Origin of the sequence: Paracoccus acridae (assembly GCF_014642735.1) — a bacterium.
Classification (GTDB): domain Bacteria; phylum Pseudomonadota; class Alphaproteobacteria; order Rhodobacterales; family Rhodobacteraceae; genus Paracoccus; species Paracoccus acridae.
Genome location: NZ_BMIV01000006.1, coordinates 40,011 through 55,629, shown reverse-complemented (window position 1 = coordinate 55,629; position 15,619 = coordinate 40,011). Strand labels below are relative to the sequence as shown.

Here is a 15,619-nt window from a genome sequence, read left to right as displayed (position 1 = left end):
CTCGTCGTCCCAAGGCAATCCTAGCGGGCGGGTGGTCCTGCGTCACTGGAAAAACGCGTGAAATCCGCAAAATCTGGCGTTATTCGCAGGTTGTTTCGGCGGTATCTTGCCAATACCTCTGGATGTGGTGGCGCCGCAAGGGCGCCACACATTCCGTGTCAATGGCTTACCAGTTGTTCTTGAACCAGCGGTAAGCACGGCGCAGGCTGCGGGCCGGATAGGTGTTCGCCGGCATCTCGAAATCCCACCACTCGTCCTGCGGGTGCGCGGCGAACAAGGCCAGTCCGACCGCGCTGGAAAACCCCGGATCGGTGAACTGATGCGCCAGCCCGTCGATGCGCAGGGGCCGTCCGCAGCGGATGTTCGGACCCAGGATGCGCGCCGCCAGGCCGTCCAGGCCAGGGATCTGGCTGCCTGCGCCGGTCAGCACGATCTGCTGGCTGGGCATCGAATCGAACCCCGCCGCGTCAAGCACCTCGCGCACGCCTTCCAGGATTTCCTCGACCCTGGGGCGCATGATGCCGATCAGGTCGGCGCGGCTGACCGACCGGCGGCGCCCGTCCCAGTCATCCGAGCCGCCGTCGATTTCCAGCATGTCGCGATCATCGCGGCCGGTCGCCTCGACCCCGCCGCTGAGGGTCTTGAGGCGCTCGGCCACGGGCAGGGGAACCCGCAAACCCTGGGCGATGTCCTGCGTGACCAGTTGCCCGCCGATCTTAACATTGTCCGCGAAGATCATGTGTTTCTTGACAAAAATCGACACGCCCGTGCCGCCCCCGCCAAAGTCGATGCAGGCCGCGCCCAGTTCCTGTTCATCCTCGACCAGGGCCGCGCGGGCCGAGGCATAGGAGGCCGAGGCGATCCCGGCCAGTTCCAGGTCGCAGCGGCGGATGCACTGGACCAGGTTGCCGATCACGTCGCCATCGACGGTCAGCACATGCATGTCGCAGGCCAGGCGGTTGCCGACGTGATCGCGGGGATCGCCAAGGCCGGTGCGGTTATCGACGGCAAAGTTGACCGGCTGGGCGTGCAGCACCTCGCGGCCACGGCCGAAGTCCGGCGCGTCGCAGGCCGCCAGCACCGAGGCCACGTCGTGATCCTGGACCCGGCCCGCGTCCAGCGTGATTTCCCCCGCAAGGCCATAGGATGCCGGACGGCCGCCCGACAGGCAGGCGATGACGTGATCCACGCGCACGCCCGCGACCTTCTGCGCCGCCGCGACGACCGTGCGGATGGCGCGTTCGGTTTCGGCCATCACCTCGATCTCGCCGCGCCGCATCCCCCGCGACCGGGTCGAGGCCGCGCCGATCACGCGGAAGTTGACCTGGCCCGCCATTGGCCCCACGCCGTCGGTCTCGCGGAACGTGCCGGTGCCGTCGAAGCGCAGGACCAGGCAGGCGATCTTGGACGTGCCGATGTCCAGGATCCCGATCACCCCGCGCTGCAGGGCGGCCCGTCGGATGTTCCGCATCGCCCGCTGCGTTTGATAAAGTTCTGCCATCGCTTCAGCCCCCCTTCTTTTTTTCCTCTTCCTGCAAGACCTTGCCATCCGGTCCCAGCAGCGGCTCGCCCCGCGCTTCGCGGATGGTGTTGCGCGCGTCGATGCCCAGCCGCAGGACCGGACGCGACGGATTGCGCAGATCGACCGCGGTGATGTCGCGGCCCAGCATGTCCTGGGCACGGTCAAGCGCCATCGCGGCCTCCATCGCGATCACGGCGCCGGTCGCGGGCAGCATGATCCGCTGGCCGTGATCCAGCATCAGATCCCAGCGGCGTTCCCCCCGGCGCACCAGGCCCCGCACGCGCGGCAGGATCGGCCCGGCGGCGTCCATTAGGGCCAGGGCCTCGGGGACCGCAAGATCGGCGCCCTCGCCCGCGATCAGGGGCAGGTCGGGGCGCACGTCGCGCGCGGTGACGGATGCGACGCGGTGGCCGTTCCGGTCCAGGATCTCGATCCCGCGGGCATGGCGCCACAGGATCGCCGGTTCGCGTTCCTTGACGACGGCCGACAGGATCCCGCCCGGCTTGATGCGCAGGTCGATCGATTCGATCACGTCAAGCTGCATCACCTGCAACCGCAGCGCCGTCAGGTCGATGTCGAAGCTGGAGGCGGGCAGATCCACCGGCAGCATCGCGCGCAGCGCCTTGTCCACCACCGGGGACGCGCCCTCGACCACCATGGTCGTGACCTGGAATTCCTCGCGGCTCTGGACCTTCCTGACCACCTGATGGACGCCGTCCGTCAGCACGGCGCGGCGATCCTCGTCCGCCAGCCACAGCCCTGCCGTCATGGCGATCAGGAAGGCGGGCACGCCGATCCGCACCGCACGGCGCCAGATCGGGCGCAGCCACATGCGTTCAAGCCGGTATTGCAGGCGCGAGGGCGCGGGATCGCGCTTGACGGGCGGCGGCTGTCGGTTCGGGCGGTGGTCGATCACTTCGGGCACAGCGCGTCCTCGACCATCCAGCGCATCAGTTCGGGAAATTCTATTCCCGCATGGGCCGCCTGTTCGGGCGCAAGCGAGGTCGGCGTCATGCCGGGCTGGGTGTTCACCTCGAGGATGATCAGCCCGTCCAGGCCCCGCGTCTCGTCCCAGCGGAAATCGGTGCGCGACAGGCCCCGGCAGCCAAGCGCCCGGTGCGCGCGGACCGCATAATCCAGGCAGGCTTCGGCGATGTCGTCGGGGATGTCGGCGGGAATCACATGGCGCGATCCGCCGACCGAGTATTTGGCGGCATAGTCGTACCAGCCTTCGGTCACGATCTCGGTCACGCCAAGGGCGCGGTCGCCCATCACCGCCGTGGTCAATTCGCGCCCCGGCGCATAGGCTTCGACCATCACCTGCGCGGGCATCGTGTCGGCCAATTGCGGCGGCTGGTTGGCGCCGTCATGGACGATATAGACGCCCACGGACGACCCTTCGTCATTCGGCTTGACCACATAGGGCGGGGTCAGGACGTGGCGCGCGCGCACCTCGTCAGCAGCGGCGATCACGCTGTCCACGACCGGCAACCCCGCCGCACGCAGCGCATCCTTGGCCCGCGTCTTGTCCATCGCCAGGGCAGAGGCCAGCACGCCCGAATGGGTATAGGGCAGGTCCAGCCATTCCAGGATGCCCTGGACGCAGCCGTCCTCGCCAAAGCGGCCGTGCAGGGCGTTGAATACCACGTCGCAGCGCAGGCCCGCCAGCCGCGCGACCAGATCGGCGCCGCGTTCGGACCCCAGTTCGACCTCGATCACCTCATAGCCCGCCACCCGCAGCGCATTCGCGCATTCGCGCCCCGATGACAGCGACACCTCGCGCTCGGCCGAGGGTCCGCCCATCAGAACGGCTACGGTATGGGCTGTCCTGCTCGACCTGCCCGCCACGTCTTTTTCGCCTTTCGCCCCGGTTGATCCGGGATTTCTGTCCCCGCGCTGCCGGGTTGGACCCCGATCTGCGCTTATCGGGAAAGAATAGCTGATGCGCGGAAATCACAAAAGGAGAATTTTAGCTATCTGCTAAAGATTGTTGCGAAAATCGTTAATCAATTCTCGGTTGAATCGCCCAGGGGATCGCCGATCCGGATCACTTCCCATTGCAGATCGTGGCCGCTGTCCTCCAGCACCCGTCGGCGGACCAGTTCGCCCAGGGCCTCAAGCTCGGCTGCGGTCGCGCCGCCGGTGTTCAGCAGGAAATTAGGGTGCTTTTCAGACATCTGCGCCCCACCCCAGCTGTGGCCGCGCAGGCCCGCGCGGTCGATCAGCGACCAGGCCTTGAGGTCGTGGACATCGTCCGCCCGGCCCGTGGAGCTGAACCCCGCCGGATTGCGGAAGGTGGACCCGGCACTGCGTTCCCGGGTGGGCTGGGTTTCATCGCGCCGGGCCAGTTGGTCGGCCATCTTCTGATGCAGCGCATCGGGATCGCCGGGGGCCGCGCGGAACGTGGCCTCGGTCAGCACGCAGCCGGGGGGCAGTTCGGCGTGACGATAGGCAAAGCGCAACTCGTCATGGCCCAGCACGATGCGCTCGCCCTGGCGGGTGACGGCGCGGGCCTGGACCAGATGGTCGGCGACATAGCTGCCGTAGCAGCCCGCGTTCATGCAGACCGCCCCGCCGATGCTGCCGGGAATGGTGCGCAGGAAGGTCAGGTCCAGCCCACCATCCGCCGCCCGCCGCGCGACATGCGCGTCAAGCGCCGCCGCGCCTGCGGTGACGCAGTCGCCTTCGACCGTGATGGCGTTGAAGCCGCGCCCCAGCCGGATCACCACGCCCCGGATGCCGCCGTCGCGCACGATCAGGTTGCTGCCCACGCCGATGGGAAAGACCGGCATGGCCGGGTCCAGATCGCGCAGGAAATCGGCCAGGTCGTCTTCGTCAGCCGGTTGGAACAGCCAGTCGGCCGGGCCGCCGACGCGCAGCCAGGTCAGGCTGTCCAGGGGACGGTCGGGGGTCAGCGTGCCACGGGGGGTGGGAAGGTCGGTCATCATGGCGGTGTGGTAGCCAGCGGCGCGCCCTGGGTCAACCGGCGGGTCAGACCAGAAGGGCGGCGATCACCGAAAGGGCGGACAGCGCGCAAAGGCCCCATACATCCCAAAGACGCGCAGGGGGCCAGTCGGAATCCGAGGCAATGCGACGGCGGGTCGCATCATGCACCCATCGCAGGGCCGCGCCGAAAGCCACGGAACCCGCGGCCAGCAGCGGCAGCAGGGCGATGATCGTGGCGAACAGCGCGGAGTAGTCGGATTTCCGCGAACCGATCAGCCAGCAGACCCCTGCCCCGGCCAGAAGCGCGGCCAGTGCAAGCAGCAAGGGGCGAAAGGATCGTGCGGCCATGCGGGTGGCTCCGGTCCAGACGGACCACAGCACCACAAGGGCGACACCCAGATAGAAAAGGATCACGGGGCCGCCCGGCTCCGCGTCCTCAGCGGCAGGCGGACCAGCACAAGCACGCCCAGCGTCAGGAAGCCGATGCCCGCCAAGGGGCCGCAGGTATAGGTCAGCCAGCCCAGGATCGGCACGCCCGTGGCGATCAAGGCCCACAAGGCGCGCTGCCGCTGGCGCGGGCGCAGGGTTCGGGCCAGCCGCGCCAGAAGCAGCCAGCCCATCACCACAGCCAGTGCCAGGACCGCCGAATGCATCATGCGGCCCGTCCTTGCAGCCGTTCCGGCAAGCCGTTGGCCCATGTGGAAATCGTGCCCGCCCCCAGGCAGACCACCATGTCGCCGGGCCGCGCCTGTTCGCGGACCAGACGCTCCAGGTCGTTCTCGTCCAGGATAGCGCGGGCGTGGCGATGGCCATGCGCGATCAGGCCCGCGACCAGGTCGTCGCGGGTGGCGCCGGGGATCGGATCCTCGCCCGCGGCATAGACATCGGCGATGGCGACCACGTCGGCCTCGTTGAAGCAGGTGCAGAAGTCGTCGAACAGGTTCGACAGGCGCGAATAGCGGTGCGGCTGGTGGACGGCGATCACGCGGCCTTTGGTCGCTTGGCGCGCGGCCTTCAGGACGGCGGCGATTTCCACCGGGTGGTGGCCGTAATCGTCGATGATGGTGACGCCGTTGATCTCGCCCACGCGGGTAAAGCGCCGCCCCACCCCGCCGAATTTCGCCAGCGCCTCGCGGATTTCCGCCTTCTTGATGCCCAGATGGCGGGCGACCGCCACGGCCGAGAGCGCGTTCGAGACGTTGTGGTCGCCGGGCATGGGCAGGGTGCAGCCCTCGATCATCTCGACATCGCCCGTCTCGGTGGGGCCCTCGCCCTGCAGCGCGATGTCAAAATGCGCGATGCCGTTTTCATAGCGCAGGTTCATCGCCCGCACATCGGCCTGGGCGTTGAAGCCGAAGGTCACGACGCGGCGGTCGGTCAGCTTGCCCACCAGGGCCTGCACCTCGGGGTGGTCGGTGCAGCAGACGGCCAGGCCGTAGAACGGGATGCCGGAAGCAAAGTCATAAAAGCCCTTGCGCAGCGAATCGAAGCTGCCCCAATGCTCCATATGCTCGGGGTCGATGTTGGTGACGATGGCGATGTCGGCAGGCAGGCGGTTGAAGCTGCCGTCGGATTCGTCGGCCTCGACCACCATCCATTCGCCCGCGCCCGCCCGCGCGTTGGACCCATAGGCATGGATCACGCCGCCGTTGATGACCGTGGGATCCAGCCCGCCCGCATCCAGCAGGGTCGCGACCATCGTGGTGGTCGTGGTCTTGCCGTGGGTTCCGGCAATGGCGATGTTCGACTTCAGCCGCATCAGCTCGGCCAGCATCTCGGCCCGGCGGACAACGGGCAGGCCGCGGCGGCGCGCTTCCTCAAGCTCGGGGTTGCCCTTCTTGATCGCGGTGGAAATCACGACCACGCCCGCCTGGCCGATGTTCTCGGCCCGCTGGCCTTCGAAGACGCGGGCGCCCAGGGTTTCCAGCCGGTCGGTGATCTTGGATTTCTTCGCGTCGCTGCCCTGGACGTCATAGCCAAGGGTCAGCAGCACCTCGGCGATGCCCGACATGCCGATGCCGCCGATGCCGATGAAGTGGATCGGCCCCAGTTCATGCGGCAGTTTGGTGGCGGCGTTCATCGGGCAATCTCCGTGACAAGGTCGTACAGGCGCCGCGCCGCATCGGGACGGGCAAGAAACAGCGCGGCGGCGGCCATCTGGGCCGCGCGGGCGGGGTCGTTCAGGATCGCGCGGATGTCGCGCGTCAGGCCGGGGGCGTCAAGCACCGATTCGGGATGGATCAGGGCCGCGCCCACCTCGGCCAGTGCCTGGGCATTGGCGGTCTGGTGATCGCCGGCGGCGGCGGCATAGGGGATCAGGATCGCGGGGCGGCCGATCACGGTGATGTCGGCCAGCGACGAGGCGCCCGACCGGCTGATCACCAGTTGCGCCCGCGCCAGCCGTTCCGGGACGTCGGTGAAGAAGGGCTGCACCTCGGCACCGATGCCCGCCTCGGCATAGGCGGCGGCGACGCGGTCGGCGTCTTCGGGGCGGGCCTGGTGGCTGACATGCAGGCGGGCGCGCATGTCGCCCGGCAAGGCGGCGATGGCGGCGGGAACCACGTCGGAGAGGACGCGCGCACCCTGGCTGCCGCCGATCACCAGCAGATGCAGCGGCCCATCCCCCGGCGCGGCATAGGGGGCCGCCGCGTGGTCCAGCACCGCCTGGCGGACGGGATTGCCGGTATGGACGCCGGTGATGGCGTGGGGCAGGTCGGTGGGCCAGGTGCCGCAGGCGACGCGGTGGACACGCGGGGCGAAGACCCGGTTCACGCGGCCCATCACGCCGTTCTGTTCGTGGATCATGCGCGGCACGCCCATCGACAGGGCCGCCGACATGGCCGGGATCGTCGGATAGCCGCCGAACCCGATCACCACGGCCGGACGGTTCCTGCGAAACGCCGCCCGCGCGGACAGCACGCCGGCGGCGATCTTGACCGGCGCGGTCAGCTTGCCCGCAAGCCCGCCGCGTGCGGTGGTCGCGGACCGCACGATGCTGCGCTCGACCCCTTCGGGAAAGCCGCCCGCATAGCGCGCGCCCCGGTCGTCGATGGACAATCGGACGCGCCAGCCTTCGGCCAGCAGCAGTTCGGCCAAAGCCTGCGCCGGGAACATGTGGCCCCCGGTTCCCCCGGCGGCGATCAAGGCCAGGGGTGCATCTGCCGCCACGCTCATCCCCGGCCCCTGCGCAGGATCTCTGCCAGTTCGCCCTGGGGGCGGGTGCGGGTCAGCGCAAGCAGCATCCCGGCGGCGATGCCCGATGCGATCACCGAGGATCCGCCATAGCTGACGAAGGGCAGCGTCATGCCCTTGGCGGGCAGCAGGCGCACGGCCACGCCCATGTTGATCAGCGCCTGCACGCCGAAGGCGCAGGCAAGGCCCGCCCCGGCGATGCGGGCAAAGGGATCGCGTTCGCGCAGCAGGCGCAGCAGCGACCGCACGACGATGGTGCAGTAAAGCGTGATCACCGCCAGGACCATGACGGTGCCGTATTCCTCGGCCGCGACGGCGATGATGAAGTCGGTATGGGCGTCGGGCAGTGACCATTTCACGCTTCCCTCGCCCACGCCGACGCCGAAGAAGCCGCCGTCCTGGATGGCCTTGGTGGCATAGCCGATCTGCGTGCGCGGGTCGATTTCGGGGTTCAAGAAGCCGTTGATGCGGCGCGCGAAGTGTTCGGAGGCGCCATAGGCGAAGACGCCGCCCACCAGGGCCAGCCCCGCCACGGACAACAGGAACAGCATCGGCGCACCGGCGATGAAGAACATCACCAGCCAGGAAAACAGCACCAGCGAGGCCTGGCCGAAGTCGGGCTGCAGGGCCAGCAGGATCACGACCACCATGGCGGTAATGAAGGAATAAAGCCTGCCCGGAGGACCGCCGACCATTTGCGCGGCGGCCATGAACCAGGCGCAGATGGCGACAAAGCCGGGCTTCAGGAACTCGGACGGCTGCATCGAGATGCCGGCGATGGACAGCCAGCGGGTCGCGCCCTTGCCGTGATCCTCGCCGATCAGGGGCAGAAGCAGGATCAGCACGAAGGCCGCCGCAAAGCCCATCACGCCGATGCGGCGGATCTGGCGGGGCGACATCATCGAGATGACCAGCATGGTCATAAGCGCCATGGCCCCGAACACCGCCTGCCGCTGGACATAGTAGAACCGCGGCAGGTCGTTCTTTTCCGCCAGCGGAACCGACGCCGCCAGCCCCAGCAGGATGCCGATGGAAAACAGCCCCAGCACGCAGGCCAGGGACCACTTGTCCAGCGTGCGCCACCAGCGTGGAAGAATCGGGTCGCCCGCCCGTACGGGCGTCGTGCCAAAGACCATCTCGGTCATGGGGATACCGCCGTCACTGCCTCTTGTTCCGCCCGTTTATCCGGGTCTGTCGGTCAGCATAGCGCGAAAATCGGGTTCGCGCCACTGGGGATTGTGCCCCAACGGTCAGCCCAGCATCGCAAGGCCGGGGAAAGTTTCCAGCAGCCAATAGGAAAAGGCCGAGAATGCCCCGGTGATCAGCATCGTCCCCACGATCACCAGAAGCAGGCCCATCACGCGCTCGATCACATGCAGCCAAGGCTTGATGCGGTTCATGAGACCGATGGCGCGGTTGATGAAGATCGCGGCCAGCAGGAACGGGATCCCCAGGCCAAGCGCATAAACCGCCAGAAGCGCGGTGCCGCGCGACAGTTCGCCCCCGGTCGCGGCCAGGGACAGGATCATGCCCAGTTGCGGGCCGATGCAGGGCGTCCAGCCAAAGGCGAAGGCCAGGCCCAGAAGATAGGCGCCGAACGCCCCGCCGCCCTGGGCGCCGGCGTCGATGCGGGCCTCGTGGTCCAGGAAAGGAATGCGGATCACCCGCAGGAAATGCAGGCCCATGACGATCACCACGCCGCCTGCGATCTTGGCCAGAAGGTCCTGATATTGCAGGAAGGCGCGGCCAAAGGCCGACGCCGCGAAGCCCATGATCAGGAACACCGTGGACAGGCCCATCACGAAGAACAGCGCGGGCAAGACGGCGCTGCGTTCCTGCGCCCGAAGGCCGTTCACCCCCACCCCGGTCATATAGGCCAGATAGGGCGGCACGATGGGCAGCACGCAGGGCGACAGAAAGGACAGGATCCCGGCCAGCATCGCCACAAGGGCGGCGGGCAGGAAGGCGGCAGTGGCAAGTTCGATTCCCAGCATGGCCGGCACCTTACCCTTTCGGGCGGCGCAAGCCATGGGTCATTGCGTCACGCCTTGGCGAGAAGGGCGCGGGCCTTGTTCCCGCGCCCCCGTGTCGTCAGCGATTGCCGGACCACCAGCCGCGGCGCTTGGGGCGATCCGCGTCGGCCTCGGCCATTTCGGGCTCGGGCGCCGGGGCGGGTTCGGGCGCAAGCTCCGTCGCCGGATCCGGGGTGGGATCGGGGGCGGCGTCCGCAGGCTCCTCGGCCTGGTCCTGCTCCGACGCCTCGGCCACGATCCGGGCGATCACGGTTTCCTCGCTCTGCAAGCGGGCCATCTCCTCGGACGAAGGGGTCTCGGCTGCCTGCGGTTCGACCGCGATCTCGGACAGGGCGACGATTTCGCCTTCCTCGGTCGCCGCATCCGTCGCAGGCACCTCTGCCGCGGGCGATGCGCCTGCAAGCGGATCCTGCGGTTCGGGCCGGGCATTCAGGCCGGGCAGCGATTCGGCACGCTCATCCGGCTGATCGTGCAGATCGACGACCTCGGGCAGGCCCCCGGCCTCGGGCAGATCGCCGCCACGGCGACGGCTGCGCGACCGGGACCGGCGACGGCGGCCGTTCTGTTCGGCCTCCTCTGCCTCAGGCTCCTCGGCGCTGTCGGTCACATCCCCAGAGATTTCCTCGGATTCGTCGCCGGCCTCGGCGCTCTCGCCCTCGGGACGCTCGCCCTTGCGGCGACGACGGCGGCGGCGGCGGCGGGACCGGCCCTCGCCGTTCTCATCCTCGGCGGTCGCGGTCTCAGAGCCTTCATCGCCCTCGGTTTCAATCTCCGCCTCGGCCTCGATCTCCTCGGGCAGATCCTCGTCCTCATCGTCGATCTGGGCCATGAGATCGGCATCCACCGACAGGACCGAGGCCGAGACCTCGGGCACGTTGCGGGTCGCGGTCTTGAACTTCTCGATGGCGAAATCGGGCGAGATCAGCGCCGGATCGGCCTCGAGCCGGACCGACAGGCCATAGCGCGCCTCGATCCCGGCGATATGTTCGCGCTTCTGGTTGATCAGGAAGTTGACCACCGTCACCGGCGCGCGGACCAGAACCTCGCGCGACCGCTTGCGGGTGCCTTCTTCCTCGATGGCGCGCAGGATGGTCAGCGCCAGGCTGTCGTCGCTGCGGATCAACCCGGTGCCATGGCAATGCGCGCAGGGCTGGGTCGTCGATTCCAGCATCCCCGGACGCAGCCGCTGGCGCGACATCTCCATCAGGCCGAAGCCCGAGATGCGGCCCACCTGGATCCGCGCGCGGTCCGATTTCAGCTTGTCCTTCATCCGCTTCTCGACCGCGGCGTTGTTGCGCCGTTCCTCCATGTCGATGAAGTCGATGACGATCAGGCCGGCAAGGTCGCGCAGGCGCAACTGGCGCGCCACCTCGTCGGCGGCCTCCAGGTTGGTCTTCAGCGCCGTTTCCTCGATCGAGCCTTCCTTGGTGGCCCGGCCCGAGTTCACGTCGATGGCCACAAGCGCCTCGGTCACGCCGATGACGATATAGCCGCCGGATTTCAGCTGCACGACCGGATTGAACATCCCGGCCAGATAGCTTTCCACCTGATAGCGCGCGAACAGCGGCATCTGGTCGGTATATTGCTGCACGGCCCGGCCATGGGTCGGCATGATCATCTTCATGAAGTCCTTGGCCACGCGATAGCCGCGCTCGCCCTCGACCAGGACCTCGTCGATCTCGGAATTGTACAGGTCGCGGATGACCCGCTTGATCAGGTCGCCTTCCTCATAGATCGGGGCGGGGGCGATGGACTTGAAGGTCAGATCGCGGATCTGTTCCCACAGGCGCAGCAGGTATTCGTAATCGCGCCGGATTTCCGTCCGGGTCCGCTGGCTGCCCGCCGTGCGGATGATCAGGCCGGCGCCCTTGGGCACGTCCAGTTCGGACGCGATGTCCTTGAGCTTCTTGCGGTCGGCGACGTTGGTGATCTTACGGCTGATGCCGCCGCCGCGCGCCGTGTTGGGCATCAGGACGCAATACCGCCCCGGCAGCGACAGATAGGTGGTCAGCGCGGCGCCCTTGTTGCCGCGTTCCTCCTTGACGACCTGGACCAGCATGATCTGCCGGACCTTGATCACTTCCTGGATCTTGTAGCGGCGGGGACGCGGCTTCTTCTGGACGCGGATTTCCTCGGCCACGTCTTCCTCGGCGACCGATTCGATCTCCTCGTCCTTGTCGGACGCATCGCTGGCGGCGGCTTCGCCGTCATGGTCGTGGTCGTGGCCGTTTCCGTCAGCCTCGGCGGTATCCGTGTCCCGGGCCTCGCCGGCCTCTTGGGCCCGATCCTCGTCGGCGCCGGTTTCGTCAGCCTCGGGGGCGTCGGCCGTGGCAACCTCGTCGCCGGCCTCGGCGCGTTCGGCCTGGGGCTTGCGGCGGCTGCTGCGGGCGGCCTCCTCGGCTTCCTGCGCCTCGGCATAGGCGCGTTCTTCGGCGATCAGCGCCGCGCGGTCGGCCGCCGGGATCTGGTAGTAATCCGGGTGGATTTCCGCGAAGGCCAGGAAACCGTGGCGGTTTCCGCCGTAATCCACAAAGGCCGCCTGCAGCGAGGGTTCGACCCGCGTGACCTTGGCCAGGTAGATGTTGCCCGAAATCTGGCGCTTGTTTACGGTCTCGAAATCAAATTCTTCGACCTTGGTTCCGTCCACCACGACCACCCGAGTTTCCTCGGCATGGGTGGCGTCGATCAGCATTTTCTTTGCCATGTTCAAATCTTTCGCGCGCGCCTGTGCCGGGCGGTGCCAGGGGCACCCCCGCCGAAAGGCCGCGTTGTGATGGGGACACGGGCGCGGCTGGGGCAACGGCGATGCGGCGGGAAAGGCCTGATGCCCCCCCGTTCCGATCCTGTCCGTCCCTTGCGCGCGTCATCGCGTCTGTTCCTTACGGTTGACGCGAAGGCCGCCAGGCCCGCCGCGCCGCTGTCTGGTATCGCCCGGTCGCATGGTCATGCGCCGCGGGCGGGCTTTCCGCGTGACACATGCCGCCTTCCGTGAATCGGTGCCAGAGGTGTCGCGCTGCGAAACTGGAAGCGTGCCACAACCCTCAATTGAAGATCGCGAAACGCATAGCCGCAACATAGAGGGGGCCGGGTGGAAAATTCAATGGTGAAAACGGCATGGCCCGGAATGGGCGGCATCCAGCCTGCGCAAACGCGTTGCGCGCACCGTGCGTCACGCAGCCTTAACGCTTCTTTCACGCCGCTGTTGCACCCTTGGCCCATGCCTTGGGCAGGAACAGGAGGCACCGTCATGCCGGTGGTCAAGGTCGATGCGGATGGCGGGCTGCCGGACGGTCTGGCCGACACTGTCCGCCTTCTGCCTGCCCATGCGCCGGTGATCGTGATGATCCACGGATACCGCTATTCGCCGGCCGCGCCGCATTGCGATCCCCATCGCCTGATCCTGTCGCTGGAACCTGACTGCGCAGACAGGCGGGTGCTGTCCTGGCCGCGTGCCCTGGGCTTTGGCACGGATGCCCCGGACGAGGGGCTGGCCCTGGCCTTCGGATGGGAAGCGCGGGGGATGCTGGGCGGGGCTTACGGCCGGGCAGGCGATGCGGGACGCGCGATGGCGGCCCTTGTGTCCGATCTGGCTGGCCTGGGGGGGCGGCCGGTCGCGCTGATCGGTCATTCCCTGGGCGCGCGGGTCGGCTTGCAGGCGCTGCGCCACGCCGATCCGGGCAGCATCGGCCGGATCGTGCTGTTGGCGGGGGCGGAATTCCGCGACACGGCCGCCGCCGCCCTGGACAGCCCCGCGGGCCGGCGGGCCGAGGTGCTGAACATCACGTCGCGCGAAAACGACCTGTTCGATTTCGCGATGGAGCTGTGGCTGGACCGGGGCCGCAGGCAGGCCCTGGGCTTCGGGCTGGATCGTCCGGCCGACAACTGGCTGGACGTGCAGATCGACGACGACCCGACCCTTGCGGCCCTGGACCGGCTGGGCTTTCCGACCGAACGCCCGCTTCTGCGGCTGTCGCACTGGACACCCTATCTGCGCCGGGGCTTGTTCGATTTCTATCGCACCGCGATGGCCCAGCCCTGGGCCTTGCCGCTGTCCATGCTGCGTGCCCGCCTGCCGGGCCGGATCGAACCCCGGTGGTCGCGCCTGCTGGCCCCGCCCGCCCAGTTCGGCGGCGTCAGAGCCTGACCTATTTGGTGGCGTCGTCGGTCGGCACCTCGATGGAATGGGCGCGGAACAACCCCGCATTCGCCATCAGGAAGACGAAGATCACCACGGGCATCCCGAAGGTCTTGAAATAAACCCAGGTCGTCTCGGACATGCCGCGCCAGACGATCTCGTTGGCAATGGCCAGGCCCAGGAACAACAGCGCCATGCGTCCGGTCAGCTTGCGCCACCCCTGGGCGTCCATGGGCAGCGCCTCGGACAGGATCGCGCCCAGCCAGTTGCGCCGGGTGATCAGGCTGAAGCCCAGCAGGCCCGCGAACAGAAGATAGATGATCGTCGGCTTGATCTTGAAGAAGCGCGGGTCGTTCAGCCAGACCGACAGCCCGCCAAAGACCACGACCAGCACCAGCGTGGCGATCTGCATCGGCGCCAGCTTGCCGGTCAGCCGCCAGCGGATCACGGTGGCAAGCGCCAGCGCGGGAATGAAGACCAGCGTAGCGAAGACCAGGGCCGTGTATTCCTGTCCCCACAGCGCGACCTGATCCCCCCGGTTCAGCATGAAGACCGCGAAGAACAGCAGCAGCGGCCCCCATTCCAGCACCTGCAAGACCCAGGCTTTCGGTTCCTTCATCGCATCCGTCCCTTGTGCTGTTCCGCAGGGGGTTGTCCCGCATTGCGGGCCGCCGGGCAAGCCCCGGCCATGGCCGGCGGTCAATCCAGCCGGATCGCCGCCAGGATCGGGCCGGGCAACCCGTCGCCGCCGTGTTCCTGCTGGACCAGCAGGGCATGGCGGGTATCGGTGGGAAAGCTGTCGCTTGCCGATCCGTCGGGGCTGACCGTCATGCGCAGGGGCGCGGCCCCGTCCCATTCGGCCAGCAGTTCCAGCGACAGGACGACATTGGTATAGGTGACGACCTTGCCGCGATTTTCCCCCGCCGTCATGTGCACCTGGCGTTCCGGGGCATAGCGGATCATCACGATCTCCACCTCGCCGCCCAGATCGGACAGGGGCATCACCTCGATCGCCTCGCCCCTGGGGGTGGTTTCCCGCTGGACGCTGACCATGGCGGGGGCGACGCGGCTGGCGTCGATCAGCCCCATCAGTTGCGCGGGACCGACGGCCACTGCGGTATCCTGGCCGTCCACGATGATCTGCGGCGTATAGACCGCCCTTTCCCCCGCAGCATGGGCATAGGCTTCCTGCCGCGCCGTGAATTCGGGCCGGGCGAAGCTGTCGGCCCAGCCGAGATAATCCCAGTAATCGACATGAAAGGACAGCGGCAGGACATCCGGTTCGTCCGACAGGCCCGCCAGCATGGCATCGGCGGGCGGACAGGACGAACATCCCTGCGAGGTGAACAACTCGACCACCACCGGCAGGTCGCCGGGGTTGAAGCGGTCCATCGGCAGGGGCGCCGTCTCTCCGGCGGCGAAGCTGTTGAAGCCGCCCATCTCGGACGGCACATAGGCGGTCGAGGGGGGCGGCGCCCAGCGGCCCGGATCGCTGGGGGCGGCGATGATCGGCGCATCGCCCCCCTGCCCTTCCGGCACCGCGCGATCCGGGCTGCCGGGTGCGGCCGTGTCCGCCTGGCCAAGGCCAACCGGACCATCCGCGCCCTGCGCCCAGGCGGCATCCGCGCCAAGCCCCAGGGCCATGGCGCACCACCCCGCGACGGCAAGGGATCTGATCTGTCTGGCTGCCGGTCCGGTCAGCATTCCTGAAGTCCGATGATTGACAATTGTCCCCTTGCATAGACCCGCGCCTTGCCGGGGAACAAATCAACGCTTTGTTAGGCACCGCGT

14 protein-coding genes are annotated in these 15,619 nt (G+C 68.0%); 1 reads left to right on the top strand and 13 read right to left on the bottom strand.

The window, feature by feature from the left end; translation table 11 throughout:
- Window positions 1-166: 166 nt before the first annotated feature.
- The 11 genes from ftsA to IEX25_RS10360 all read right to left on the bottom strand — a co-directional run bounded on the left by ftsA (window position 167) and on the right by IEX25_RS10360 (window position 12,397).
- Window positions 167-1,501, bottom strand: coding sequence for a cell division protein FtsA (ftsA, locus tag IEX25_RS10410; RefSeq protein WP_103171449.1), 1,335 nt, complete (start codon window positions 1,499-1,501; stop codon window positions 167-169).
- 4 nt (window positions 1,502-1,505) lie between these two features.
- A complete protein-coding gene (locus tag IEX25_RS10405) occupies window positions 1,506-2,447 on the bottom strand; it encodes a cell division protein FtsQ/DivIB (protein ID WP_229665138.1) in 942 nt (313 codons plus the stop codon).
- Window positions 2,435-3,325 (bottom strand): D-alanine--D-alanine ligase, encoded by an 891-nt coding sequence (locus IEX25_RS10400; protein WP_229665143.1) that lies wholly within the window; start codon window positions 3,323-3,325, stop codon window positions 2,435-2,437. Before IEX25_RS10400 ends, IEX25_RS10405 begins: the two co-directional genes overlap by 13 nt.
- A 203-nt stretch (window positions 3,326-3,528) precedes the next feature.
- The gene (gene murB / locus IEX25_RS10395) at window positions 3,529-4,470 is read right to left on the bottom strand and encodes a UDP-N-acetylmuramate dehydrogenase (protein WP_103171447.1); all 942 of its coding nucleotides are present in this window, start codon (window positions 4,468-4,470) and stop codon (window positions 3,529-3,531) included.
- Window positions 4,471-4,513: 43 nt separating this feature from the next.
- Window positions 4,514-4,882: a hypothetical protein gene (locus tag IEX25_RS10390; protein WP_103171446.1), complete on the bottom strand. Its 369-nt coding sequence runs from the start codon at window positions 4,880-4,882 to the stop codon at window positions 4,514-4,516.
- A complete protein-coding gene (locus tag IEX25_RS10385) occupies window positions 4,879-5,124 on the bottom strand; it encodes a DUF2484 family protein (RefSeq protein ID WP_103171445.1) in 246 nt (81 codons plus the stop codon). The genes IEX25_RS10390 and IEX25_RS10385 overlap by 4 nt, the downstream gene beginning before the upstream one ends.
- Window positions 5,121-6,548 carry a UDP-N-acetylmuramate--L-alanine ligase gene (gene murC, locus IEX25_RS10380; RefSeq protein WP_188715116.1) on the bottom strand — a complete coding sequence of 476 codons (1,428 nt, stop codon included), beginning with the start codon at window positions 6,546-6,548 and terminating at the stop codon, window positions 5,121-5,123. The genes IEX25_RS10385 and murC overlap by 4 nt, the downstream gene beginning before the upstream one ends.
- On the bottom strand, window positions 6,545-7,642 hold the full coding sequence (locus IEX25_RS10375; protein WP_188715114.1) for a UDP-N-acetylglucosamine--N-acetylmuramyl-(pentapeptide) pyrophosphoryl-undecaprenol N-acetylglucosamine transferase: 1,098 nt from the start codon (window positions 7,640-7,642) through the stop codon (window positions 6,545-6,547). The genes murC and IEX25_RS10375 overlap by 4 nt, the downstream gene beginning before the upstream one ends.
- The gene (ftsW, locus tag IEX25_RS10370) at window positions 7,639-8,805 is read right to left on the bottom strand and encodes a putative lipid II flippase FtsW (RefSeq protein ID WP_188715112.1); all 1,167 of its coding nucleotides are present in this window, start codon (window positions 8,803-8,805) and stop codon (window positions 7,639-7,641) included. Before ftsW ends, IEX25_RS10375 begins: the two co-directional genes overlap by 4 nt.
- 105 nt (window positions 8,806-8,910) lie before the next feature.
- Window positions 8,911-9,654 carry a cytochrome c biogenesis CcdA family protein gene (locus IEX25_RS10365; RefSeq protein WP_188715110.1) on the bottom strand — a complete coding sequence of 248 codons (744 nt, stop codon included), beginning with the start codon at window positions 9,652-9,654 and terminating at the stop codon, window positions 8,911-8,913.
- A gap of 97 nt (window positions 9,655-9,751) precedes the next feature.
- Window positions 9,752-12,397, bottom strand: a complete 2,646-nt coding sequence (locus tag IEX25_RS10360) for an Rne/Rng family ribonuclease (protein WP_188715108.1) — start codon at window positions 12,395-12,397, stop codon at window positions 9,752-9,754.
- Between the two features lie 543 nt (window positions 12,398-12,940).
- Here IEX25_RS10360 and IEX25_RS10355 point away from each other — a divergent pair.
- Window positions 12,941-13,837 (top strand): alpha/beta fold hydrolase, encoded by an 897-nt coding sequence (locus IEX25_RS10355; RefSeq protein ID WP_188715107.1) that lies wholly within the window; start codon window positions 12,941-12,943, stop codon window positions 13,835-13,837.
- Between the two features lies 1 nt (window position 13,838).
- Here IEX25_RS10355 and IEX25_RS10350 read toward each other — a convergent pair whose 3' ends face one another.
- Window positions 13,839-14,447, bottom strand: a complete 609-nt coding sequence (locus tag IEX25_RS10350; protein WP_103171438.1) for an inner membrane-spanning protein YciB — start codon at window positions 14,445-14,447, stop codon at window positions 13,839-13,841.
- Between the two features lie 80 nt (window positions 14,448-14,527).
- Window positions 14,528-15,472: a DUF1223 domain-containing protein gene (locus IEX25_RS10345; RefSeq protein WP_188715105.1), complete on the bottom strand. Its 945-nt coding sequence runs from the start codon at window positions 15,470-15,472 to the stop codon at window positions 14,528-14,530.
- Window positions 15,473-15,619: the final 147 nt, after the last annotated feature.

Excerpts from the sequence above, each read along its gene's own strand:
- murB (WP_103171447.1), bottom strand. The coding sequence starts at position 4,470 with ATGATGACCGACCTTCCCACCCCCCGTGGCACGCTGACCCCCGACCGT.
- IEX25_RS10365 (WP_188715110.1), bottom strand. The coding sequence starts at position 9,654 with ATGCTGGGAATCGAACTTGCCACTGCCGCCTTCCTGCCCGCCGCCCTT.
- ftsW (WP_188715112.1), bottom strand. The coding sequence starts at position 8,805 with ATGACCGAGATGGTCTTTGGCACGACGCCCGTACGGGCGGGCGACCCG.
- IEX25_RS10360 (WP_188715108.1), bottom strand. The coding sequence starts at position 12,397 with ATGGCAAAGAAAATGCTGATCGACGCCACCCATGCCGAGGAAACTCGG.
- IEX25_RS10375 (WP_188715114.1), bottom strand. The coding sequence starts at position 7,642 with ATGAGCGTGGCGGCAGATGCACCCCTGGCCTTGATCGCCGCCGGGGGA.
- ftsA (WP_103171449.1), bottom strand. The coding sequence starts at position 1,501 with ATGGCAGAACTTTATCAAACGCAGCGGGCGATGCGGAACATCCGACGG.
- murC (WP_188715116.1), bottom strand. The coding sequence starts at position 6,548 with ATGAACGCCGCCACCAAACTGCCGCATGAACTGGGGCCGATCCACTTC.
- IEX25_RS10400 (WP_229665143.1), bottom strand. The coding sequence starts at position 3,325 with ATGGGCGGACCCTCGGCCGAGCGCGAGGTGTCGCTGTCATCGGGGCGC.
- IEX25_RS10345 (WP_188715105.1), bottom strand. The coding sequence starts at position 15,472 with ATGGCCCTGGGGCTTGGCGCGGATGCCGCCTGGGCGCAGGGCGCGGAT.
- IEX25_RS10350 (WP_103171438.1), bottom strand. The coding sequence starts at position 14,447 with ATGAAGGAACCGAAAGCCTGGGTCTTGCAGGTGCTGGAATGGGGGCCG.
- IEX25_RS10385 (WP_103171445.1), bottom strand. The coding sequence starts at position 5,124 with ATGATGCATTCGGCGGTCCTGGCACTGGCTGTGGTGATGGGCTGGCTG.
- IEX25_RS10355 (WP_188715107.1), top strand. The coding sequence starts at position 12,941 with ATGCCGGTGGTCAAGGTCGATGCGGATGGCGGGCTGCCGGACGGTCTG.